At 69.3% G+C, this 22,171-nt stretch carries 22 protein-coding genes; 14 read left to right on the forward strand and 8 right to left on the reverse strand.

What is annotated here, in order from left to right; translation table 11 throughout:
- Positions 1–707 precede the first annotated feature (707 nt).
- The 4 genes from DDE10_RS21035 to DDE10_RS21050 all read left to right on the forward strand — a co-directional run bounded on the left by DDE10_RS21035 (position 708) and on the right by DDE10_RS21050 (position 5,731).
- Complete coding sequence (locus DDE10_RS21035; protein ID WP_114954774.1) at positions 708–2,123, forward strand: efflux transporter outer membrane subunit; 1,416 nt, start codon at positions 708–710, stop codon at positions 2,121–2,123.
- Positions 2,120–3,643, forward strand: a complete 1,524-nt coding sequence (locus tag DDE10_RS21040; protein ID WP_114954775.1) for an efflux RND transporter periplasmic adaptor subunit — start codon at positions 2,120–2,122, stop codon at positions 3,641–3,643. The genes DDE10_RS21035 and DDE10_RS21040 overlap by 4 nt, the downstream gene beginning before the upstream one ends.
- Complete coding sequence (locus tag DDE10_RS21045) at positions 3,633–4,343, forward strand: ABC transporter ATP-binding protein (RefSeq protein ID WP_114954829.1); 711 nt, start codon at positions 3,633–3,635, stop codon at positions 4,341–4,343. The genes DDE10_RS21040 and DDE10_RS21045 overlap by 11 nt, the downstream gene beginning before the upstream one ends.
- 182 nt (positions 4,344–4,525) lie before the next feature.
- The gene (locus tag DDE10_RS21050) at positions 4,526–5,731 is read left to right on the forward strand and encodes an ABC transporter permease (protein WP_114954776.1); all 1,206 of its coding nucleotides are present in this window, start codon (positions 4,526–4,528) and stop codon (positions 5,729–5,731) included.
- 40 nt (positions 5,732–5,771) lie between these two features.
- Here DDE10_RS21050 and DDE10_RS21055 read toward each other — a convergent pair whose 3' ends face one another.
- Positions 5,772–6,026 (reverse strand): DUF2171 domain-containing protein, encoded by a 255-nt coding sequence (locus DDE10_RS21055; protein ID WP_114954777.1) that lies wholly within the window; start codon positions 6,024–6,026, stop codon positions 5,772–5,774.
- 459 nt (positions 6,027–6,485) lie between these two features.
- On the opposite strand from DDE10_RS21055, the gene DDE10_RS21060 reads away from it, so the two are divergent.
- The 3 genes from DDE10_RS21060 to lysA all read left to right on the forward strand — a co-directional run bounded on the left by DDE10_RS21060 (position 6,486) and on the right by lysA (position 9,651).
- Positions 6,486–7,469 carry an LLM class flavin-dependent oxidoreductase gene (locus tag DDE10_RS21060; RefSeq protein ID WP_114954830.1) on the forward strand — a complete coding sequence of 328 codons (984 nt, stop codon included), beginning with the start codon at positions 6,486–6,488 and terminating at the stop codon, positions 7,467–7,469.
- A 173-nt stretch (positions 7,470–7,642) separates the two neighbouring features.
- Positions 7,643–8,188, forward strand: coding sequence for a hypothetical protein (locus DDE10_RS21065; RefSeq protein WP_114954778.1), 546 nt, complete (start codon positions 7,643–7,645; stop codon positions 8,186–8,188).
- Positions 8,189–8,364: 176 nt separating this feature from the next.
- Complete coding sequence (lysA, locus tag DDE10_RS21070) at positions 8,365–9,651, forward strand: diaminopimelate decarboxylase (RefSeq protein WP_114954831.1); 1,287 nt, start codon at positions 8,365–8,367, stop codon at positions 9,649–9,651.
- Positions 9,652–9,709: 58 nt separating this feature from the next.
- Here the strand turns inward: lysA and DDE10_RS21075 are convergent, their stop codons facing one another.
- The 4 genes from DDE10_RS21075 to DDE10_RS21090 all read right to left on the reverse strand — a co-directional run bounded on the left by DDE10_RS21075 (position 9,710) and on the right by DDE10_RS21090 (position 12,810).
- Positions 9,710–10,252, reverse strand: coding sequence for a shikimate kinase (locus tag DDE10_RS21075; protein ID WP_114954832.1), 543 nt, complete (start codon positions 10,250–10,252; stop codon positions 9,710–9,712).
- A 118-nt stretch (positions 10,253–10,370) separates the two neighbouring features.
- Positions 10,371–11,705 carry an ammonium transporter gene (locus DDE10_RS21080; RefSeq protein ID WP_114954779.1) on the reverse strand — a complete coding sequence of 445 codons (1,335 nt, stop codon included), beginning with the start codon at positions 11,703–11,705 and terminating at the stop codon, positions 10,371–10,373.
- Between the two features lie 12 nt (positions 11,706–11,717).
- Positions 11,718–12,056, reverse strand: coding sequence for a P-II family nitrogen regulator (locus DDE10_RS21085; RefSeq protein WP_114954780.1), 339 nt, complete (start codon positions 12,054–12,056; stop codon positions 11,718–11,720).
- Positions 12,057–12,069: 13 nt separating this feature from the next.
- Entirely contained in the window at positions 12,070–12,810 is a 741-nt protein-coding gene (locus DDE10_RS21090; RefSeq protein ID WP_114954781.1) for a TorF family putative porin, read from the reverse strand.
- 483 nt (positions 12,811–13,293) lie between these two features.
- On the opposite strand from DDE10_RS21090, the gene DDE10_RS21095 reads away from it, so the two are divergent.
- From DDE10_RS21095 to cysN, 7 genes are all read left to right on the forward strand, one after another.
- Positions 13,294–13,629: a DUF2849 domain-containing protein gene (locus DDE10_RS21095; RefSeq protein WP_114954782.1), complete on the forward strand. Its 336-nt coding sequence runs from the start codon at positions 13,294–13,296 to the stop codon at positions 13,627–13,629.
- Positions 13,616–15,289, forward strand: coding sequence for a nitrite/sulfite reductase (locus DDE10_RS21100; RefSeq protein ID WP_114954783.1), 1,674 nt, complete (start codon positions 13,616–13,618; stop codon positions 15,287–15,289). Before DDE10_RS21095 ends, DDE10_RS21100 begins: the two co-directional genes overlap by 14 nt.
- The gene (locus DDE10_RS21105; RefSeq protein ID WP_114954784.1) at positions 15,276–15,767 is read left to right on the forward strand and encodes a DUF934 domain-containing protein; all 492 of its coding nucleotides are present in this window, start codon (positions 15,276–15,278) and stop codon (positions 15,765–15,767) included. Before DDE10_RS21100 ends, DDE10_RS21105 begins: the two co-directional genes overlap by 14 nt.
- Entirely contained in the window at positions 15,764–16,483 is a 720-nt protein-coding gene (locus DDE10_RS21110; protein WP_114954785.1) for a phosphoadenylyl-sulfate reductase, read from the forward strand. Before DDE10_RS21105 ends, DDE10_RS21110 begins: the two co-directional genes overlap by 4 nt.
- Positions 16,480–17,964 (forward strand): siroheme synthase CysG, encoded by a 1,485-nt coding sequence (cysG, locus tag DDE10_RS21115; protein ID WP_114954786.1) that lies wholly within the window; start codon positions 16,480–16,482, stop codon positions 17,962–17,964. The genes DDE10_RS21110 and cysG overlap by 4 nt, the downstream gene beginning before the upstream one ends.
- A complete protein-coding gene (gene cysD / locus DDE10_RS21120) occupies positions 17,964–18,893 on the forward strand; it encodes a sulfate adenylyltransferase subunit CysD (protein WP_114954787.1) in 930 nt (309 codons plus the stop codon). The genes cysG and cysD overlap by 1 nt, the downstream gene beginning before the upstream one ends.
- Before the next feature lie 172 nt (positions 18,894–19,065).
- Complete coding sequence (gene cysN, locus DDE10_RS21125) at positions 19,066–20,745, forward strand: sulfate adenylyltransferase subunit CysN (RefSeq protein ID WP_114954788.1); 1,680 nt, start codon at positions 19,066–19,068, stop codon at positions 20,743–20,745.
- A 150-nt stretch (positions 20,746–20,895) separates the two neighbouring features.
- Here the strand turns inward: cysN and DDE10_RS21130 are convergent, their stop codons facing one another.
- The 3 genes from DDE10_RS21130 to DDE10_RS21140 form a co-directional block, all read right to left on the reverse strand.
- Complete coding sequence (locus DDE10_RS21130) at positions 20,896–21,279, reverse strand: VOC family protein (protein WP_114954789.1); 384 nt, start codon at positions 21,277–21,279, stop codon at positions 20,896–20,898.
- Positions 21,280–21,281: 2 nt separating this feature from the next.
- Positions 21,282–21,698 (reverse strand): DoxX family protein, encoded by a 417-nt coding sequence (locus tag DDE10_RS21135; protein WP_284734806.1) that lies wholly within the window; start codon positions 21,696–21,698, stop codon positions 21,282–21,284.
- A gap of 190 nt (positions 21,699–21,888) precedes the next feature.
- Complete coding sequence (locus DDE10_RS21140; protein ID WP_114954791.1) at positions 21,889–22,170, reverse strand: hypothetical protein; 282 nt, start codon at positions 22,168–22,170, stop codon at positions 21,889–21,891.
- Position 22,171 lies beyond the last annotated feature (1 nt).

Consider the following 22,171-nt stretch of genomic DNA (forward strand, 5'->3'; position numbering starts at 1 on the left):
CGGCCGTGTGCATCTGCGCCCGCCATGCCAAGGGCGTGCTGTCGGCGCGCGTGAACAAGAGCGATCCGCACGATGCGGAAGGCCTGGCGCAGCTGTCGCGCACTGGCTGGTTCAAGGGCGGTGCACATTAGTTTCGGGGACACAATACTCAATTGGATCCTCCCGCCCGCGGATTGGCTATATTCGTCAAGCTGTTAGCGGCAAACTCCAGCCTACCTGGTGAATTGAGGCCGTTTTCCTGCCTCGGCCCGATCATGGCGCTCGGTGCTCCCGATTCGCGAGAACTTGCTCCCACACCCTGGCCGATGGTCGATTTGGAAGACGCTGATGCCGACGTCGTGCACGGATGCCCTAGCCACCGCGGCCGCGATCGATCAGCGCGCCGGCGAATTCGTGCCGGTCACGGTGCAGCTTGCATTTGCAGATCAGCCGCCACGCGGTTGAAGCACAGGCCGGTCATTCCGGCTCCCCGCTGCGGCATTAGTCGAAAGGCTCTGACGCGCCATCCACTGGCAACCGGCTCCTCTCCATGGCCATTGCTCGTGACCCCGGATCGGCGGAAACGCCGCCGCCACGCATCGCAGTCAGGAATGTTCTGGTAACAATACCGGAGTGACTATCGCCGCCCCGCCGCCGACACATTTTGCGACACATTCCTTTCTCGTCGGACATAATATGGCGACACCGCACCCCCAACTGGATCATCCATGAGGTCTGCCTTTCCCCTTGCCCTCGCCGCGCTGGCGACCAGTGCCTGCACGACGCTGGGGCCGGACTATCGCGCGCCGGAAGCCTCGGCCCTCTCGGTGCCCTGGACCTATCGCGGCGACGTCGGAGCGGGCACTGCCGCGGCGCAGGATCCGGCCGAGCTTGCCCGTTGGTGGGAGCGGTTCGACGATCCCCTGCTGACCCGCCTGATCGACGAGGCGAGCGCCGGCAATCTCGACCTCGCCGTCGCCGCGGCGCGGCTGACCCAGGCCCGCGAGGCGCTGGTCCAGGCGCGGGCCGGGCTGGTGCCGACCGTCGGCGCCTCCGGCGGCGCGGGGCGCAGTGTCGGCAGCGGCAACGACCGGTCGAGCTTCGACGTCGGCGCCGACGCCGCCTGGGAGATCGACCTGTTCGGCCGGATCGCGCGGGGCATCGAGGCGGCCGGAGCGGATGCCGAGGCGGCTTTGTTCGACCGCGAGGCGCTGCGGGTGGCGATCGCCGGCGAGGTCGCCAGCAACTATGTCCAGGCGCGCCTTGCCCAGGAGCGGCTTGCCCTGGCCCGCGACACGCTCGCCATCGCCGACGACAATCTTCAGATCGCCGGCTGGCGGGTGCAGGCGGGACTGGTCTCCTCGATCGATTCCGAGCAGGCGCGCGCCGCCCGGGCGCAGACCGCCGCCTCGATCCCCAATCTCGAAAATGCCTTCACCAGCGCGACCTACCGGCTCGCCGTCCTCACCGGCCGCGCGCCCGGCACGCTCACCGACCTGCTCTCGGCGGCGCAGCCGATCCCGGAGGGGCCGGACGATGTCGCGGTCGGCATTCCCGCCGACACGCTGCGGCAGCGCCCCGACGTTCGCGCCGCCGAGCGCAGCCTCGCCGCGGCGACGGCGCGGATCGGCGTCGCCGAAGCCCAGCTCTATCCGGGGCTCCGGCTCAGCGGCAATATCGGCACCTCGGCCTTCTCCCTCGGCGGGCTGTTCAACGCCATCACCGGCGCGATCTTCGCCGGCATCGACCAGACCCTGTTCGACGGCGGCCGGCTGCGCTCGCAGCTTCGCTCGCAGCAGGCGGCGACGGAGGGCGCGCTCGCCGGCTATCGCCAGTCGGTCCTGACCGCGCTGGAGGACGTCGAGAATGCCCTGATCTCGGTCCGCGCCGCACGCGAGCGCCAGACTCAGTTCGCCGTCGCGCTCGAGGCGGCGGGCAATACCGCCTTGCTCGCCCGCACCCAGTATCGCTCCGGCCTGACCGATTTCCAGACCCTGCTGGAGGCCGAGCGTTCGCTGCTCTCCGCCCGCGACGGCCTTGCCGGCGCGCGCGGCGACGAGACGCTCGCGCTCGTCCAGCTCTATCGCGCGCTCGGCGGCGGGTGGGACCCGCTCGCCGCGCCGGACACCGGGACCAATATATGAACGATAGCAGCACGACCGTCACCAACGCGGCCGCGCCGGCGGCCGGCGCCGGGAACCTCGACGACTTCCTCGGTGCGCCGCCGGCGCGGCCCTGGTGGCGCCGGCCGAAATGGATCCTCGCCGCGCTCGGCCTCGTCGCTTTGCTGTTCCTGCTGTCGCGCTGCTTCGCCGGCGAGGCCGGCGGCGGCTATGCGACCGAGACCGCGCGGCGGGGCAATCTGACGGTGACCGTGTCGGCGACCGGCAATCTCCAGCCGACCAACCAGGTCGAGGTCGGCTCGGAGCAGTCCGGGCTGGTGACCCAGGTGTTCGTCGACAATAACGACCGGGTGACGGTGGGCCAGCCGCTGGCGCGGCTGGACACCTCGCGCCTCCAGGACACGATCGTCCAGGCCCAGGCCGGGCTCGCCGCCGCCCAGGCGCAGGTCGCCACCGCCGAAGCCTCGGCCGCGCAGGCACGCGCCAATCTCGCCCGCCAGGAGGAGGTGTTCCGGCTGTCCGGCGGCCGCGTCCCGTCCGAGACCGAGCTCGACTCCGCCCGCGCCGAGAACCGGCGCGCGATCGCCGGCGTGCGCGCGGCCCAGGCGCAGGTCGCCCAGGCCCGGGCGCAATTGAGCTCGGCCCAGACCAACCTGTCCAAGGCGACCATCTATTCGCCGGTGACCGGCGTCGTGCTCTCGCGCCAGATCGATCCGGGCCAGACCGTCGCCGCGTCCTTCCAGGCGCCGGTGCTGTTCACCATCGCCGAGGATCTTGCGGCGATGGAGCTGGAGGTCCGCGTCGACGAAGCCGATGTCGGCCAGGTCAGCGAGGGCCAGCGCGCGACCTTCACCGTCGACGCCTATCCCGGCCGCACTTTCGAGGCGCAGGTGAACCGCGTCGATGTCGGCGCCAATGCCTCGGGCACGGCGAGCGGCAGCACTGCCAGCGCCACCACCGGCAGCGTCGTCGCCTATACCGCTGCGCTTTCCGTCCAGAATCCCGAATTGCTGCTGCGGCCCGGAATGACCGCGACCGCGGAAATCGTCACCACCGAGCGGCGCAATGTCCTGCTCGTGCCCAATGCGGCACTCCGCTTCTCGCCGGAGCAGGGGACGGGCCAGCAGAAGAGCGGAGTCACCAGCGTGCTCGTGCCGCGGGGGCCGCGCGGGATGCGCGGCCGGCCGGAGCGGCAGGTGTCGATCGGGCGCGGCAGCCGTCAGACCATCTATGTCGTAAGCGCCGACGGCAATCCGCAGCCGGTCCAGGTCGTGGTCGGCGAGAGCGACGGTTCGCAGACCGAGATCGTCGGCGGCGATCTTCGCCCCGGCATGGAGGTGATCACCGCCCGGCTCGCCGCCGGCCAGACCCAGGATCGCGGCAGCCGGCGCGGCGGCGAGGGCAGTGGCGGCGGCAATGGCGAGCGCAATGGCGGCGGTCGCGGCGGCGACGCGCCGGCGGCGGCACCGGCAGGACAGGCGCCGGCGCGGCAAGGCGGGCAGGGCGCAGCCCAGGAGGGCGGCGCGAGCGGTGGCCGCTGATCCGATCATCCAGCTGCGCGGCGTCACCAAGACCTACGGTGCCGGCGCGACCGCCTTCCAGGCGCTGAAGGGCATCGACCTCCACGTCGAGGCCGGGGATTTCGTCGCCGTGATGGGCCCGTCGGGCTCCGGCAAGTCGACGGCGATGAACATCCTCGGCTGCCTCGACGTGCCCACCGGCGGCAGCTTCCGCTTCAAGGGCGTGTCGGTCGAGCGGCTCGACCGCGACCAGAGGGCGCTGCTGCGGCGGCGCTATCTCGGCTTCGTCTTCCAGGGCTTCAACCTGCTCGCCCGCACCAGCGCGCTCGAAAATGTCGAGCTGCCTCTGCTCTATCGCGGCGAGGACAAGGCCAAGCGCCGCGAGCTGGCGATGGCGGCGCTCGACAAGGTCGGACTCACCCAATGGTGGGACCACACGCCGGCCGAGCTTTCCGGCGGTCAGCAGCAGCGGGTCGCCATCGCCCGCGCCATCGTCACCAGCCCCGACGTCTTGCTCGCCGACGAGCCGACCGGCAATCTCGATACCCGGACCTCGGTCGAGATCATGGAGCTGCTGACCGGGCTCAACCGGGATGCCGGCATCACCGTGCTGATGGTGACCCACGAGCCCGAAATGGCCGAATATGCCCGGACGATCGTCCATTTCCGCGACGGACTGGTGGAGAAGGTCGAGCAGGTCGGCGCCGGAGTGCCGGCGTGAGGAGTTCCCCCGCTCGCACCCCTTCTCCCTTGACGGGAGAAGGATACGAAGCCTTGGCGACGAAGGAGCCTAGGCGCAGTTGGATGAGGGTGACAGCGCCCGGCCCTCACCCTCCCACCGCTTCGCGGCGGGCCCCTCCCTCTCCCGAAATGGGAGAGGGGAGAAATCCGGAGTAGGGTGACATGTTCTTCACCACCGTCATCCTCGCCATCCGGGAGATCAGGCGCCATTTGCTGCGCTCCTTCCTCACCGTGCTCGGCATCGTCATCGGCGTTGCCGCCGTCGTGACGATGGTGACTCTGGGGCAGGGCGCGACCGCGGCGGTGACCGAGCAGATCTCCAGCCTGGGCGCCAACATCCTCCAGATCCGGCCTGGCCAGGGCTTCGGCCGCGGCGGCGGCGGCGCGCAGGCGCCGGATTTCGACATGGGGGATGTCGACGCGATCCAGCAGCAGATTGCCGGCGTTCGCGCCGTCGCGCCGCAGGCGCAGAGCTCGGCCCTGGCGGTGCGCAACGCCGCCAACTGGCAGACGACCGTCGCCGGCACGACCAGCCAGTTCTTCGTCGCCCAGCAATGGGAGCTCACCGACGGGCGGATCTGGACACCGGCCGAGGAGCAGGCCGGCAAGGCGGTCTGCATCATCGGCAACACGGTTCGCCAGAACCTGTTCCCTCGCACCGACCCGGTCGGCCAGCGCTTCCGCGTCCGCGACGTCGCCTGCGAGGTGATCGGCACGCTCGCCTCCCGCGGCCAGGGCGGCTTCCAGGACCAGGACGATACCGTCATCATGCCGATCAAGGCGGTGCAGCGCCGCTTCACCGGCAATCGCGACATCCGCTTCATCATGGTGGCCGTCGACGAGGCTTACGAGACCAGCTCCGTCCAGGCCTCGATCGAGCAGCTGCTCCGTCAGCGCCGCAATATCGGCCCGGGCGAGCAGGACAATTTCAACATCTTCGACACCCGGCAGATCTCCGAGACGCTGCAAGGGACCACCCGGATCCTCACCGCCGTCATGGGCGCGGTCGCGGCGGTCAGCCTGATCGTCGGCGGCATCGGCATCATGAACATCATGCTGGTGTCGGTGACCGAGCGGACGCGGGAGATCGGCATCCGCCTCGCCATCGGCGCCGTCGCAGGCGAGGTGCTCATGCAGTTCCTGGTCGAGGCGGTGGTGCTGGCCTGCTTGGGAGGCCTGATCGGCCTCGTCCTCGCCTTGGTGGCGACGTTGATCATGGCACCCCTCATCCAGGTGCCGTTCCTGTTCGACCCGCAGATCAACCTGGTGGCGTTCAGCGTCTCGGCGCTGATCGGCATCGTCTTCGGCTATTTCCCGGCGCGCCGGGCGGCCTCGCTCAACCCGATCGACGCCCTGCGGCACGAATGATCGAGTCTCCCCTCCCTGCCCGCAGGGAGGGGATCGTCCCTCAATCGAGGCCGCCGCCGCCTTCCTCTTCCTCGAGCAGCACCGCGGCATCGCCATTGGCCGACAGACGCACCGTGTCGCCCTCGATGGCGGCGATCAGGCCCGCCGAAAGATAATGGTGATGATCGCTGTGCGATCCGCTGTCCGCCTTGATCAGCTTGATGCGATGGCCTTCCACTTTGTCGACGGTGCCGACACGGACGCCGTCGGCACCGATCACCTCCATATGCTCGCGGATCTGGCTGAGATCGGTCATGGTCGCTCCTCCTGGTGAACGCCCGCCCAACGTGCGGCTGGACGATAGGATGCATGGCCGGCCTCAGCCGGGATCGAAGCCGGCGCACCGGACGACAATTCGGCTCTCGCCGTCAAGCGAGAGCAGGAGGCGGTCGCCCCCCGGAGGCCGAGCCGGATCTCGGAGCGGCCGGACTCGCCTTCCTCATCGGTCTCGGCGACGAAGCGGAAAGCTCCCTCCTCGCCGCCGGACGCCACTCGCGCGGCGAGGCGGCGAAGGCGATGCCGTCGCCTGTCACCCGCAGCAGCGCGTGCTCGCCGGCGCCGCCGCATCGCCGGCTCCGGGGCAGGGCGTCTTCGGCGGACCCCAGGCCGCGATGGACATCGGGGATGACCCGCGCGCGATCCGGTCAGCGCCGGAATCGAGGGCGGCCGCATGCGATCGCTGGACGTCCCGTGCCCGCATCCCCATCTCGCCGGCATGACAAATCTATCCATTCTCGATCTCGCGCCCATCGTCGAAGGCGGCGATGCCGGCACCGCCTTCCGCCACGCCCTCGATCTCGCCCGTCTGGGCGAGCGGCTCGGCTACAAGCGCTTCTGGATGGCGGAACATCATTCGATGCCGGGCATCGCCAGCGCGGCGACCGCGGTCGCGCTCGCTTATGTCGGTGCCGGCACCGAGAGGATCAGGATCGGTGCCGGCGGGATCATGCTGCCCAATCATGCGCCGCTCGTCATCGCCGAGCAGTTCGGCACGCTTGAATCGCTCTTCCCCGGCCGGATCGATCTCGGCCTCGGCCGGGCGCCCGGCACCGATCAGGCCGCCGCTCATGCGCTGCGCCGCAATCTCGCCTCCGACGAGAACCAGTTCCCGCGCGACGTCGTCGAGCTGATGGACTATCTCAAGGGCGGCGAGGGCAAGCGCGTCCGCGCGATACCGGGCGAAGGTCTCTCCATCCCGATCTGGATCCTCGGCTCGAGCCTGTTCGGCGCCCAACTCGCGGCGATGCTCGGCCTGCCCTATGCCTTCGCCTCCCACTTCGCGCCGGCGGCGATGATGGACGCGATCCGGGTCTATCGCGAGCGATTCCAGCCGTCGGCGCAGCTCGACCGGCCTCATGTCATGCTCGGCTTCAACGCCTTCGTCGCCGACACCGATGAGGAGGCGCAGCTTCTGGCGACCTCGGTCCAGCAGGCGTTCGTCGCGCTGCGCACCGGCCAGCCGATCCGGCTGCCGCCGCCCTCGCCGGGCTATGCCGACACGCTGGCGCCGTCCGCGCGGGCGATCCTCGACCAGGTCCTTTCCTGCTCGGCGATCGGCTCTCCGGCCACCGCGCGCGCCGCCGTCCGGGATTTCGTCGGCCGTACCGGCGCCGACGAGCTGATGATCACCTCGCAGATCTACGATCCGGAGGCGCGGCTGCGCTCCTACGAGCTGCTCATGGCGGCCGTCGCCGACTGAAAATCCGCCTCCATCCGCCGCCGCGGCCCGCCACTTTCTATAAGGGAATCAGAAGGCAAAGGTGGAAACGGTATGCTGGCGCACTATATCGGTGCGCATGAGCGGCCCGCGTGGCGGCTGAAGCCCCTTCGACTTCTGCCGTTACCTGTTGCGGGGTTGAGGGAGCTGAAGCGATGAGCGAGGCGGTGCGGGGTGCGTCCGGTCAGGCCTTTCTGACCGAGATGACGGAATTCGGAAGCTTCTCCAAAGGCGAGCAGCGCTACATCCGGCGATCGCTCGACGTCGGGCTCGATCGCCGCGACGCGGTGCGGCGCTGGGCGCGCAATCCGGGCGAAGCCGCCGAGATACGCGACCAGGCGCGTCTCTATGCGCGGCTCGAGGGCCTGCGCGGCTGCATTCCCGAGGATGTCGTGATCGAGGAGATGGAGCCTCTGATGGCGACCCTCGTCACGCTCACCGCCTTCGATCTGGCCGCCGGCCGGCTGGCCGCTTTCGGCTCCTACCGTTTCCTCTACGAGCGTCTGCTCGGCGCCGCGGCGCGGCCCTGGCTGCCTGGAGCCTTCTGCGCCGCCGCGGCCCTGCCGCACTTGCACCCTCAGCGCCGCCGTCTGCTGCTCCAGTCGATCAGCGAGGCCGCGGCGACCGCGCCGGGCTGGTCGGGGCGCGAGCCCGTCTTCTTCCCGGAGTGGGTCGAGAAGGTCGAGATCGCGGTCGCCTGACGGGATCGTAAGACCACCGCCTGAGGTCATCCCGGCGCACGATCAAGGCGTTCGAGCATGTGAGGACGAGCAGGGGCTTTCCTTCACGAACGCATTCGACGGCGACGACGCCTGGGTGCGCTTCGCGACGGCCGCTGTAGCCCTGCGCCCGTTCATCCTCTATGCCCGCCGCCGTCATGGATCATTTCGAGCTCAGGGACGGGCGCCTCCATTGCGAGGACGTGCCGCTGGACGAGATCGCGGAAGCGGTCGGCACGCCGGTCTACGTCTATTCGGCGGCGACGATGGAGCGCCATGCCCGCGTCTTCCGCGACGCGCTGGCCGGTCTCGAAGATCCGCTCATCGCTTATGCGGTGAAGGCCAATCCGAATGCCGCCGTGCTGGCGACTCTCGCCCGTGCCGGGCTCGGCGCCGACATCGTCTCGATCGGCGAATATCGCCGCGCCCGCGCCGCCGGCATGCCCGCCGACGGGATCGTCTTTTCCGGCGTCGGCAAGACCGCCGACGAGATGGCCTATGCGCTCCGCCACGGCTTGTGCCAGTTCAACCTCGAATCGGTCGAGGAGGCGGAGATGGTCTCGGCGGTCGCCGCCGGCCTCGGTCTCGACGCGCCCGTCGCCTTCCGGGTCAATCCCGATGTCGCCGCCGGCACCCACGCGAAGATCACCACCGGATCGGCCCGCAACAAGTTCGGCGTGCCCTATGGCGATGCGATGGCGGCCTATGCCCGCGCGGCCGCTCTGCCCAATCTGCGCATCCAGGGCGTCGCCGTCCATATCGGCAGCCAGCTCACCGATCTGACGCCGCTCGCCGATGCCTTCGCCAAGGTCGGCACCCTGATCGCGCGGCTTCGGGAGGCGGGCCATGCCATCGGCCATGCCGATCTCGGCGGCGGCCTCGGCGTTCCCTACGATCCGTCGCTGCCGCCGCCGCCCAGCCCGGAGCTTTACGGCGACATGGTCCGCCAGGCGACGCGCGGCTGGGACGTGCGGCTGATCTTCGAGCCGGGCCGGCTGATCGTCGGAAATGCCGGCGTGCTGCTCTCGCGGGTCGTCCGGGTGAAGCCCGGTGTCGCCGATCCCTTCGTCATCGTCGACGCCGCGATGAACGACCTGATGCGCCCGGCCTTGTACGACGCCTGGCACGAGATCGAGGCGGTCGCGCCGCGCGGCGGTCGCATGCGCGCGAACGTGGTCGGTCCGGTGTGCGAGTCCGGAGACACCTTCGCCAGCGAGCGCGACATGGACGCCGTCTCGGCCGATGACCTCGTCGTCTTCCGCACCGCCGGGGCCTATGCCGCGACGATGGCTAGCACCTATAACAGCCGCCCGCTCACGCCCGAGGTGCTGGTGTCGGGCCGCGACTGGGCGGTGGTGCGCGAGCGGCTCGACGTCGAATCGCTGATCCGCGCCGACCGCATTCCGCCTTGGCTGGAGCGACCGCCGCTGCGCGACGCTGTCTGATTACGTTTGACGACTCGAAAATTGCGGCCATCCATAACCTGGAGCGGCCGTTCCGATGCTATCGGGACGCAGCCTGCTCCAGCCCCTCGACGATCCGCTCGACGATCCGGTCGTGGGCGCAGCGGTCGCTTTCGACCCTGAGGTGGGCCATCGCGTAGAAGGGATTTCGGCGCTCGGCCAGCTCGCCGAGCAGCAGGCGCGGGTCCTTGCCGCGGACCAGCGGGCGGTGGTCCGATCGGCCGACCCGCTCGGCCAGGGTGGCGAGGTCGCAGTCGAGCCAGACGACGGTGCAGCGATCGAGCAGCAGCGCCCGCGTGTCGGGATCGATGAAAGCGCCTCCGCCGGTGGCGATCACCCGCGGCGGGCAGCCGGCGAGCCGCGCGATCACCCGTCGCTCGCCCTCGCGGAAGTGCGGCTCGCCATAGCGCTCGAAGATTTCGGAGATGGCGAGGCCGGCGGCCCGCTCGATCTCCTCGTCGGAGTCGACGAACGGCAGACGCAGCCGCTTGGCGAGCCGCCGTCCAACCGTCGACTTGCCGGCGCCCATCAGCCCGACCAGGGCGATCGAACGGACGGGGCGGAGTGGCGACGATCCCATCATCGTCTTATGTGACAGGGCTTCCCAGGCGACAAGGCGGCCGCTCGGGCCGCCTTGGCTGATGCGGACGTCGCGCGGGCCGGCCGGGGAAGTGAGGCCGGCCCGCGCCACGGAAAGCGGCCTACATGTTGTAGGCGCGCTCCCCATGCTCGTTGAGGTCGAGGCCCTCGCGCTCCGCATCCTCGGCGACGCGCAGCCCGATGGTGAACTTGACGATCGCATAGGCGATCGCCGAGCCGATCGCCGACCACAGGATGGCGACAACGACCGCCTGTACCTGGATCAGCGTCTGTGCCCCCATCGCGTAATCCTCGGCGCCGAACCCGCCCAGCGCGGGCGCGGTGACGATGCCGGTGCCGATCGAGCCGACGATCCCGCCGATGCCATGGATGCCGAACACGTCGAGGCTGTCGTCGAGCTTGAAGCGGTGCTTCAGGAAGCCGACGAAGCCGTAGCAGGCGAGGCCGGCGAGGGCCCCCAGGAAGAGGGCGCCGATCACGCCCGAGCTCCCCGCCGCCGGGGTGATGGCGACGAGGCCCGCCACCGCGCCCGACGCGCCGCCGAGCAGTGACGGCTTGCCCGAGACCAGCCGCTCGGCGATCATCCAGGCCAGCACGCCGGCCGCCGGAGCGACGAAGGTGTTGATCATCGCCACGGCTGCGCCGCCGGTCGCCTCCAGGTTGGAGCCGGCGTTGAAGCCGAACCAGCCGACCCAGAGCAGGCTGGCGCCGATCAGCGTCATCACCATCGAGTGCGGCGGCATCGCCTCCTTGAGGAAGCCGATCCGGCGCCCGGCGAAGAACACGCCGACCAGCCCGGCAATGCCCGAATTGATGTGGACGACGGTGCCGCCGGCGAAATCGAGCGCGCCCCAGCCGAAGATCAGGCCGTCGCTCGCCCATACCATGTGCGCGATCGGCGCATAGACGATGGTCAGCCAGATGATCGTGAAGATCATGATCGCCGAGAATTTCACGCGCTCGGCGAGCGAGCCGACGATGAGCGAGGCGGTGATCGCCGCGAACGTCATCTGGAAGGCGACGAAGACCAGCTCCGGTATGCCGACGCCGTCGCTGAACGTCGCCGCGGCGGTGTCGCCGGTGATCCCCGACAAGAACAGCTTCGACGTGCCGCCGATGAAGCTGCCGCCGGCGTCGAAGGCGAGGCTGTAGCCCCAGCAGACCCAGACCAGGATGGCGACGGCGGTGATTCCGAGCACCTGCGACAGCACCGAGAGCATGTTCTTCGCCCTGACGAGGCCGCCGTAGAAGAGGGCGAGGCCCGGCAGGATCATCGCCATGACGAGCACCGTCGACGTCAGCATCCAGGCGGTGTCGCCCTTGTCCACCGCCAGCGCCGGCGCGGCGGCGGTGGCCTGAGCGGTGGCGGGAAGGGCAAGGAGGGCCAGCAGGCCTCCCGTCCGCGCCAGCGCCGCTCCGATCTTGTTCTTTCTCATCTCTTCGTCCCCCTAGATTGCCGCCTCGTCGAGCTCGCCGGTCCGGATGCGGACCGCCTGCTCGACGTCGATCACGAACAGCTTGCCGTCGCCGATCGTGCCGGTGGACGCGGCCTGCTGGATGGTCTCGGTGACCCGCGGCGCCAGATCGTCCGAAACGACGATTTCCACCTTCACCTTCGGGATCAGGTTGGTCGTATATTCCGCGCCGCGGTAGATCTCGGTCTGGCCCTTCTGCCGGCCGAAGCCTTTGACTTCGGTCACCGTCATGCCTTGGACCCCGATGCCGGAAAGGGCGTCGCGCACCTCCTCCAGCTTGAAGGGCTTGATGATCGCCAGGATCAGTTTCATGCCGCGCTCCCGTTCAGAATGAGACGCCGACCGACGCCACCACGCCGGCCTTGCTGGCGTTGCGTCCGCTCGGCGTGATGAAGGTGCCGTCGGTGTCGACATAGGCGATGCCGAAGCTGAGGTTGCGCCACGCGAAGGTCGCGCCGAGGCTCCAGTCGGTATATTCGTCGCCGATGGTGAGGTAGCTCGGCCCGAAGCTGTGGCCGAGATGGGCATTGATCGTCACCGGCGTCTCGGGGATGCCGACCGACAGGTCGCCGGCCAGATAGAGATTGTCCTCGTCGCCGGCGCCGACGGTGAGCGCCGACTGGCTCGGTGCGTAGTTGGCGGTGATCTTCGCCGTCGCCGGGCCGAAGGTATGGGCGACCGAGATATAGGGCTCGACGAAGTCGGTATTGCCCGGGCCGGCGCCGGGATAGTAATAATAGAGCACGCCGGCGTCGATCGTCGTGCCGCCGAAGGTGTGGCGATAGCCGGCGATCAGGTCGATCTCGGCATCGGCGCCGGCGGCGACATAATCGTCGATCGATGAGCCCCAGGTGCCGATGTAGAAGCCGGATTCGTGACTGAGCGAGATTCCCGCCTGGACGGCGAAGCGCTTGTCTGACTGTGAGATACCGCGAAAGCGATAGTCGGATACGACCGTCGCGCTGCCGCTGACGCTGAACCCGCCGCCGAGATCTTCGGCGGCCGCGGGCGCGGCGTGGAACGCGCCGTAAAGTCCCAGGATTAGAACCGTCATCTTCTTGCGCATGTGAGGGGCTCCCCCGGAATTGGCTGTTATGATCCTCTCCTCCGCTGGCCCCGCCCGGGCCGTGGCTGGCAGCCTTGTCCGGACGCCGGCGAACTGCGCCGGCACCTGCCCGTCTGCTGCTCCCGCCAAGACCGGCTTGCCGGAACCGATGACAGTCTTGTTGCAATTGTTGCACTGCACAATGTGAAAAGTTCACGTCGCCGAAAGGGTCTGCCGCTGCTTTTTATTGCAGTGCAGTAAGATTCTCGTCGCGATGGCGCATCCATCCCCAATTCGAGGCGGAATTAGAAGAATATTGCCGATCAAGGGAGAGCGGCGGCAACATTGAAGCTTTCTCGCCGGGTCGCTTGTGATCGCCCGATGGCAGAGTATCTAGCGTGTTTCCGGCGCAGTTGCGCGTCCGCCGCCGGCAGGATCGTTCCTGCGCCGAGAACCATCGGATTGGAATAATCTTCCAATCCGTGACGAGGAAGGATCGAGACCATGGCAGGAAAGCGACCCGCCCTCCCGCTGGTGCTCTCGGCGAGCGACCTGCTCGACGGGGATGTCGTCTTTCACACCGGCGCCGGCTGGGACCGCTCGCTGTCGGCCGCTTTGGTCGCCACCGACGAGGCGGGCGCGCAGCGGCTCGAGGCGGCGCTGGCCGAGGTCGAGAGCGGCGGTCCCGTCGCCGAGCCCTTCCTGTTCACGGTGACGCTCGATCCCTCCGGCGCCGCCGTTCCGAATCATTATCGCGAGCGCATCCGGGTATGCGGACCGACCGTCCGCCACGATTTCGGCCCGCAGGCGCGCGAGGAGCTGTCTCATGTATCGCTATGACGAGTTCGACGAGCGCCTGGTGCGCGAGCGCATCGCGCAGTTCCGCGAGATGGTGCGCCGCCGCATCGACGGGTCGCTGACCGAGGAGGAGTTCACCCTGCTGCGGCAGATGAACGGCCTCTATCTCCAGCTTCACGCCTACATGCTGCGGGTCGCCATTCCCTACGGAACGCTGAGCGGCCGGCAGATGCGCCAGCTCGCCTTGATCGCCGACCGCTACGACCGCGGCTATGGCCATTTCACCACGCGCCAGAACATCCAGTATAACTGGCCGCGGCTGCGCGACGTGCCCGACATGCTCGAGCTGCTCGCCGACGTCGAGATGCAGTGCATCCAGACGTCCGGCAATTGCATCCGCAACGTCACCGCCGATCATTTCGCCGGCGTCGCCGCCGACGAGATCGAGGATCCGCGCCCGACCGCGGAGCTGATCCGGCAATGGTCGACCCTGCATCCGGAATTCAGCTTCCTGCCGCGCAAGTTCAAGATCGCGGTGACCGGATCTGCGGTCGATCGGGCGGCGGTGGCGGTGCACGACATCGGCCTGCGCATCGTCGCCGATGCGAAAGGCAGGATCGGCTATCGCGTCACCGTCGGCGGCGGGCTCGGCCGCACGCCGATGATCGGCAAGCCGGTCCGCGAGTTCCTCCCCCGGGAGGAGCTGCTCCCCTATCTCGAGGCGATCCTCAGGGTCTACAATCTCGAAGGGCGGCGCGACAACAAGTACAAGGCGCGCGTCAAGATCCTGGTCCACGAGCTCGGCACCGAGGCGTTCGTCGCCCGCGTCGAGGAGGAATATGCCCGGATCGACCGGGGGGCGGTCGAGGTCGACGCAGCTGAGGTGGCGCGGATCGCCGCTTATTTCGCTCCGCCCGCCTTCGAGGCGCTTCCGGCGCGCTCGGAGGCTTTCGAGAAGGCGGCTCGCGACCCCGATTTCGCCCGCTTCGCCCGGACCAACCTCTTCCCGCACAAGGCGCCGGGCTACACCGCATTGACCGTCTCGCTGAAGCCGATCGGCGCGCCGCCGGGCGACGCCACCTCGGATCAGATGCGGGTTCTCGCCGACCTTGCCGAGCGCTTCTCGGCCGACGAGCTTCGCGTGACCCATGTCCAGAACATCGTCCTGCCGCACGTGCGGCTGGACGACGTGCCGGAGGTCTGGGCGGCTTTGGTCGAGGCCGGGCTGGCGACGGCCAATAGCGGCCTCGTCACCGACATCATCTCCTGCCCGGGCATGGACTATTGCAAGCTCGCCACCGCCCGGTCGATCCCGATCGCGCAGGAGATTTCGCGCCGCTTCGCCGATCCAGAGCGGGAGCGGGCGATCGGTCCGCTCGGCATCAAGATCTCCGGTTGCATCAACGCCTGCGGCCACCACCATGTCGGCGCCATCGGCATTCTCGGGCTCGATAAGGCCGGGGTGGAGAATTACCAGATCACCCTCGGCGGCGAGCCGGGCGACCTCGCCTCGCTGGGCGAGCGGCTCGGGCCGGGGATCGATGCGGACGAGGTGCCGGCGGCGATCGAGCGGATCGTCGACGTCTATCTCGCCTTGCGCACCGACGAGGCCGAGACCTTCATCGACACCGTGCGCCGGGTCGGCCTCGATCCGTTCAAGCCCGCCCTCCAGCCCCAGGAGCCAGTCCGTGCCGCTGCTTGACCGCGAAGGCCTGCAGGCCGATCCGTTCGACCGCGCCGATCCCTCCGCCGAGGGGGTGATCGTTCCGTTCGACGGCCTCGAGGAGGCGCTCGAATCCGGATCGAACCGGCCGGTCGGCGTCGACCTGCCCAACCATGTCCATCCCTCGCGGCTGGCGTCGCATCTCGACCGGCTGGCGCTGGTCGCGATCGACTTCCCCAAGTTCAGCGACGGGCGCGGCTTCAGCCTCGCCCGGATGCTGCGCGAGCAGGGTTATCGCGGCCGGCTGCGCGCCACCGGGCGGATCCTTCCGGACCAGTTCGCCTTCGCCCTTCACAGCGGCTTCGACGAGGTCGAGATCAGCGACGAGCAGGCGGCGCGCCTGCCTGTCGGCCAATGGCAGCTGGCGCCGCACCAGTTCAGCGACAATTACGTCGACACCCGCGACGGCCGCGTCTCGGTCTTCAAGCGGCGCCGCGCCGCGCGGGAGGCGGCATGAGTACGGCCGCGCTCCCCCGGATCGCCGGCGCCACGCCGGCGGAGCGGCTGATCGCCCTTCGCGAGGCGGTGGCGGGCCGGATCGTGTTCACCACCAGCTTCGGCATCGAGGATCAGGCGATCACCCATGTCGCCGCGGGCTTGGGCCTGGACATCGACATCGTCACCCTCGACACCGGCCGGCTGTTCCCCTCGACCTACGATCTGTGGAAGGAGACGGAGGCGCGCTACGGCCTCTCGATCCGCGGCTTCGCGCCCGATCCGGCGGCGGTCGAGGCCTATGTCCAGCGCAACGGCCGCGACGGCTTCTACGAATCCAAGGATGCGCGGATCGCCTGCTGCAACATCCGCAAGGTCGAGCCGCTCGGCCGCGCCCTGGCCGCCGCCGCCGCCTGGGTGACCGGCCTGCGCGCCGACCAGTCGACGGCGCGGGAAGCCGTGCCCGTGGCGAGCTGGGACCTGGATCACGAATTGCTCAAGGTCGCGCCCTTGTTCGACTGGAGCCGGGACCGGGTCGCCGAGTTCGTCGAGGCCGAGGGCGTGCCGGTCAACCCGCTCCATGCCCGCGGCTATCCGTCGATCGGCTGCGAGCCCTGCACCCGCGCCACCCGCCCGGGCGAGGCCGAGCGCGCCGGCCGCTGGTGGTGGGAGAATGACAATCAGCGCGAATGCGGCCTCCACGTCGATTCGAGCGGCCGGCTGGTGAGGGCGGCATGACCAAGGTGACCGGGATCCCGACGGCGGCGCCGCGAACGCCTGCGCCGGTGCGGCCGGCGCGGATCGCGCCGCTGCCCAATTTGCCGCTCTTCCACAAGGTCGAGGGCCGCAAGGTGGTGCTCGCCGGCAGCGGCCCGGCCTCGCTCTGGAAGGCCGAATTGCTGCTCGCCGCCGGAGCCGACCTCCGGGTCGTCGCCGGCGACGAGGCCAAGGCCGCCCTCTTCGCCGAGCTGGCCTCTGCACCGCCCGCCGGCCGCATCACCGTCGAGCCGCGCGCGTGGAACGGGGCCGATCTCGACGGCGCCATCTTCGCTTTCGGCGATCTCGGCGACGGCGAGGCGGCGCGGCTTTTCGTCGCCGCCGCGCGCGCGCGCGGAGTGCCGGTCAACATGATCGACCAGACCGACCTGTGCGATTTCCAGGTCGGCACGATCGTCAATCGCGCGCCGGTGGTGCTGGCCATCTCGACCGACGGCGCTGCCCCGATGCTCGGCCAGTCGATCCGCGCCCGCATCGAGAGCGTGCTCCCGCTCGGCCTTTCCGGCTGGGCCCGCGCCGCGGCGCGCTGGCGGCCCCTGGTCAAGGCGCGCTTCGGCAGCTTCCGCGACCGGCGGCGCTTCTGGGAGCGTTTCACCCGCCTGGCCTGGGATCAGGTCGACCGCACGCCGCAGGAAGGCGACCGCGAGGCGCTGTTCCTCGGCCTCGACCAGGACCGCCCGCAGGGCCGGGTGACCCTGGTCGGCGCCGGCCCGGGCGATCCCGAGCTGCTGACCCTGAAGGCGGTGCGCGCGCTCCAGTCGGCGACCGTGATCCTGTTCGACGATCTCGTCGGTCCCGATATCCTCGAGCTGGCCCGGCGCGAGGCGACCCGCATCGCCGTCGGCAAGGCGGGGCACGGCCCCTCCTGCAAGCAGTCGGAGATTTGCGAGCGGATCGTGGCGCTCGCCCGCGCCGGCGAGAATGTCGTGCGACTCAAGGGCGGCGACCCGCTCCTCTTCGGTCGCGCCACCGAGGAGCTCGACGCCTGCCGCGCTGCCGGGATCGAGACGGTGATCGTGCCGGGGATCTCCGCCGCGCAGGGCGCCGCCGCCGCTTTGGGCTTCTCGCTGACCGAGCGGCTGGCCGCGCGGCGGATCCAGTTCGTCACCGGCCACGGCGCCGACGGCCGCCTGCCGACGGACATCGACTGGACCGCGATCGCCGATCCCGCCGCGACCACCGCCATCTACATGCCGCGCAAGACTCTGGCGCAGTTCGTCGCCGAGGCGCTCGCCGCCGGCCTGTCGCCGGCCACTCCGGCCGTCGCGGTCGCGTCGGCGACCTTGCCGGTCCAGCGCCACGTCGCCGGGTCCATCGCCGATCTTCCGCGCCTGCTCGGCGCGCTGCCCGAAGGCGTGCCGGTGATCGTCATCCTCGGCGAGGTGACCCGCCGCGTCTCCGCCGAGGCTTTGGTCGCCGACATCGTGGCGAGCGCGGCGTGATGACGGCCCAGCTTCCCATCACGCGGTCCGGGACCGACCTCACCCATCTCCAGCAACTGGAGGCGGAGAGCATCCACATCTTCCGCGAGGTCGTCGCCGAGACCGACAATCCGGTCATGCTCTATTCGGTCGGCAAGGACAGCGCGGTGATGCTCCACCTCGCCCGCAAGGCCTTCTATCCGGCGCCGCCGCCTTTCCCTTTGCTCCATGTCGACACGACCTGGAAGTTCCGGGACATGTATGCGCTGCGCGACCAGGTGGCGCGCGAGAGCGGGATGGAGCTCATCGTCCACCGCAATCCGGAGGCGCTGCGCCAGGGCATCAATCCCTTCGACCATGGCAGCCTCCATACCGACATGTGGAAGACGGAAGGGTTGAAGCAGGCGCTCGACCGTCACGGCTTCGACGCGGCCTTCGGCGGGGCGCGCCGCGACGAGGAGAAAAGCCGCGCCAAGGAAAGGGTGTTCAGCTTCCGCTCCGCCTCGCACCGCTGGGATCCGAAGAACCAGCGTCCGGAGCTGTGGGATCTCTACAATGCCCGCAAGTCGCGCAGCGAGACGATCCGGGTCTTCCCTTTGTCCAACTGGACCGAGCTCGACATCTGGCAATATATCTACACGGAGAATATCCCGATCGTGCCGCTCTATCTCGCCGCGCCGCGGCCGACGGTGGTGCGAAATGGGCTCGTCCTCATGGTCGACGACGATCGCTTCCGGCTGGAGCCGGGGGAGGCGCCGGTCGAGCGCTGGATCCGATTCCGCACGTTGGGCTGCTACCCGCTCACCGGAGCGGTGGAGAGCGAGGCCGAGACGCTTCCCGAGGTGATCGCCGAGATGCTCGTCGCCGTCACCTCGGAGCGCCAGGGCCGCGCCATCGACCACGATCAGTCGGCGAGCATGGAGAAGAAGAAGCAGGAGGGTTATTTCTGATGCGGAGCGTCATGCGGAGCGTGACGCCCGCGTCAGCCCCGGACATGATCCGGGGCTCAACCGACGTCCCCAAAATCGGGGACGCAATACTTATTTCCCGCCTGCTCCCGGCCGTCTCCCGCCGACGGACCGGAAATAGGTATTGCGTCCCCGATTTTCGGGAGTCCCGCTGATGGCCACCGCCCTCCGCGAGGCCCGGCCGGAGCGGGAGACCGCCCGCGCCGAGGTCGAGGCCTATCTGCTCGCCAACCAGGCCAAGTCGCTGCTGCGCTTCCTCACCTGCGGCTCGGTCGACGACGGCAAGTCGACGCTGATCGGCCGGCTGCTCTACGATTCGAAGATGCTGTTCGAGGATCAGCTCGCCGCGCTCGAGGCGGAGAGCAAGCGGATCGGCACCCAGCCGAGCGGCCTCGATTTCGCCCTGCTCGTCGACGGCCTCGCCGCCGAGCGCGAGCAGGGGATCACCATCGACGTCGCCTATCGTTTCTTCGCGACCGACAAGCGCAAGTTCATCGTCGCCGACGCGCCGGGCCACGAGCAATATACGCGCAACATGGTCACCGGCGCCTCGACCGCCGACCTCGCCATCATCCTCATCGACGCGCGCAAGGGCGTGCTGCCGCAGACCCGGCGGCACAGCGTGCTCGCCGACCTGCTCGGCATCAGCGAGCTCGTCGTCGCGGTCAACAAGATGGACCTGGTCGACTATTCGCAGACGCGGTTCGAAGAGATCGCTTCCGAATATCGCGCCTTCGCCGCCGAGGCGGGGATCGATCGCTTCACCTTCATCCCGCTCTCCGGCCTCGAGGGCGACAACGTCACCCGCCGCGGCGAGTCGATGCCCTGGTACGGCGGGCCGACCTTGCTCGAGCATCTCGAGCAGGTGCCGGCGGGGCAGAAGGAAGCGCGCTCCGCCGGGCTCCTCATGCCCGTCCAGTGGGTCAACCGGCCCGACCAGAGCTTCCGCGGCTATGCCGGAACGCTCGCCCGCGGCCGTGCGCGGCCGGGAGACGAGGTCGTCATCCTTCCGTCGGGCCGGCGCACGCGGATCGAGCGCATCGTCACCTTCGACGGCGATCTCGATCTCGCCCTGCCCGGCCAGTCGGTGACCTTCACCTTCGCCGACGAGGTCGACTGCTCGCGCGGCGACGTCGTCGCCGCGGTCGATTCCCCGCCGCCGGCCGCCGATCGGATCGAGGCGTCCCTGGTGTGGATGGCCGGCGAGCCGCTCGTCCCCGGCCGCTCCTACTGGCTCAAGATCGGCACCCAGACCGTGCCGGCGAGCGTCGCCCGGATCGACGAGACCCGCGATCCGGTGACGCTGGAGCCGGGCGAGGGCCGCCCGCTCGAGCTCAACGATATCGGCCGCTGCGAGATCTTGCTCGACCGGGCGGTGGCGGCGACCCTCTATGCCGACAATCGCGGGCTCGGCCGCTTCATCCTCATCGACCGGGCGAGCAACGCCACGGTCGCCGCCGGCATGGTCGAGCGCCTGCTCGACCGCGCCGACCGGCCGCAGGAAGGCGAGCATGGCCGGATCCTGTGGCTGACCGGCGCCTCGGCGAGCGGCCGCTCCGACTTCGCGCGCAAGGCGCAGCAGCGCCTGCAGGCGCGCGGCCGCCCGAGCTTCGTCCTCGACGCCGCGGCGCTTCGCGACGGCCTCAGCAGCGATCTCGGCACCGCTCCCGAGGACGAGGCCGAGAATCGCCGCCGCGTCCGCGAGGTCGCCCGGCTGATGAGCCGCGCCGGCGTCACCGTGCTCGTCGCCCTCGAAATGCCCGAGGGCGAGGAGAAGCCCGGCACCGAGCTCGACGTCCGCAGCGCCGATTATGAAGGCGACTGGGTGATCTGACAATTTCGTCATCCCAGCGGAAGCTGGGATCTCGCTGTCTTGACGGCGGTCCTTGGAGTGCGCCGGCGAAGAACGGAGGTCCTGGCTTTCGCCAGGACGACGGAAGGAGGATATGCGCATGCGCGCGCAAGCCAGGTCGCGTCGGCCGCGTCACGCCTGACGATAGCTCACCACCTCATATTCGATCCCGTCCGGGTCGAGGAAGTAGAAGCGCCGGCCCGGCTCGTAATCGGCGTGGTTGATCGGCACGAGGCCCTCCGCCACCACCCGCGCCTCCGCCGCGTCGAGATCCTCGACCTCGATGCCGATATGGTTGAGCGGCCGCCCCTTGGCGAAATCCTCAGGGCCGTAGCTTGCCTTGTCGCCCGTATAGAGCGCCAGATAATGATCGCCGGCGCCGACATGGACGCTACGCCCGCTGTCGCGCGCGGGGCCGCACCAGCGCACGCTCCAGCCGAACAGCCGCGTCATCAGCGCCGCCGTCGCTTCGGGATCGCGGACGGTGACGTTCACATGCTCGATCCGCAGGGTCATGATCAGGCCTTTCCGGGTTGGGCGGGGCTGGACGGGCGGCGCAGCGGGACCAGGGCGCGAAGCGCGGGATCGAGCAGCCAGGCGCCGCCCCATAGGATTGCGCCGAGATAGATCCCGAACAGCGTATGGCTGAACAGCGGCGATCCCACCCGCAGATGCGAGGCGATCGCACCGCCGAGGAGGGCGGTGGTCAGCAGGGCGCCGAGGATCCGCGTCCGCGGTACCAGATAGAGTATGAGGCAGCCGAGCTCGATCAGGCCCAGGGTCAGCAGATGCTCTTCGCTCCAGCCGAGCGGGACCATCGCCGCCTTGGCGACCTGTGCCTGCGCCAGCTTCGGCGCCACCGACGCGACGAGGATGAAGGCGGCGAACAAAGTCACCAGCGTCCGCCCCGTCCATAGGCTCATTCTGCTATCCACGATCGGCCTCCTTCACTTATCTCGATATCAAGATAAACGGATATATCTCGATGTCAAGACAAGTGCGGCCGGGCTGCGAAAGTCCCGCGGATGGACCGCGCGCCGGCTCTGCTTGGGCGCGGTGCTGCTTCTCGGATGTTCGTCGGCGCGCGCCGCGCTCGCGCACTTTCAGGCGGCGATTGAATTCCGCTTACGCTCCGGCATCGGCCGGCGGCGGCGTCAACGGGGGAAGGGGCTCGCCGCGCACGCGCCGGCAGGCGATGTCGATCGCATCCCGCGCGATCGGGTTGCGGCAGGGCGCCGCCGCGACTCCGCGCGCGCGCAACGCCGCCTCGATCTCATCGACGCCGCGATAGTCGCCGGTGCGCGCGAGCGCGTGCGCCAGGTCGAACCACGGCCGGTCGTCGCCGCCCTGGCCCGCGTCCGGGACCGGCCCCGCTCCGTTCGCCTGGGTCGCCGTCTCCGTGAACATG

Source organism: Sphingosinicella terrae, from assembly GCF_003347635.1.
Lineage (GTDB): Bacteria > Pseudomonadota > Alphaproteobacteria > Sphingomonadales > Sphingomonadaceae > Allosphingosinicella > Allosphingosinicella terrae.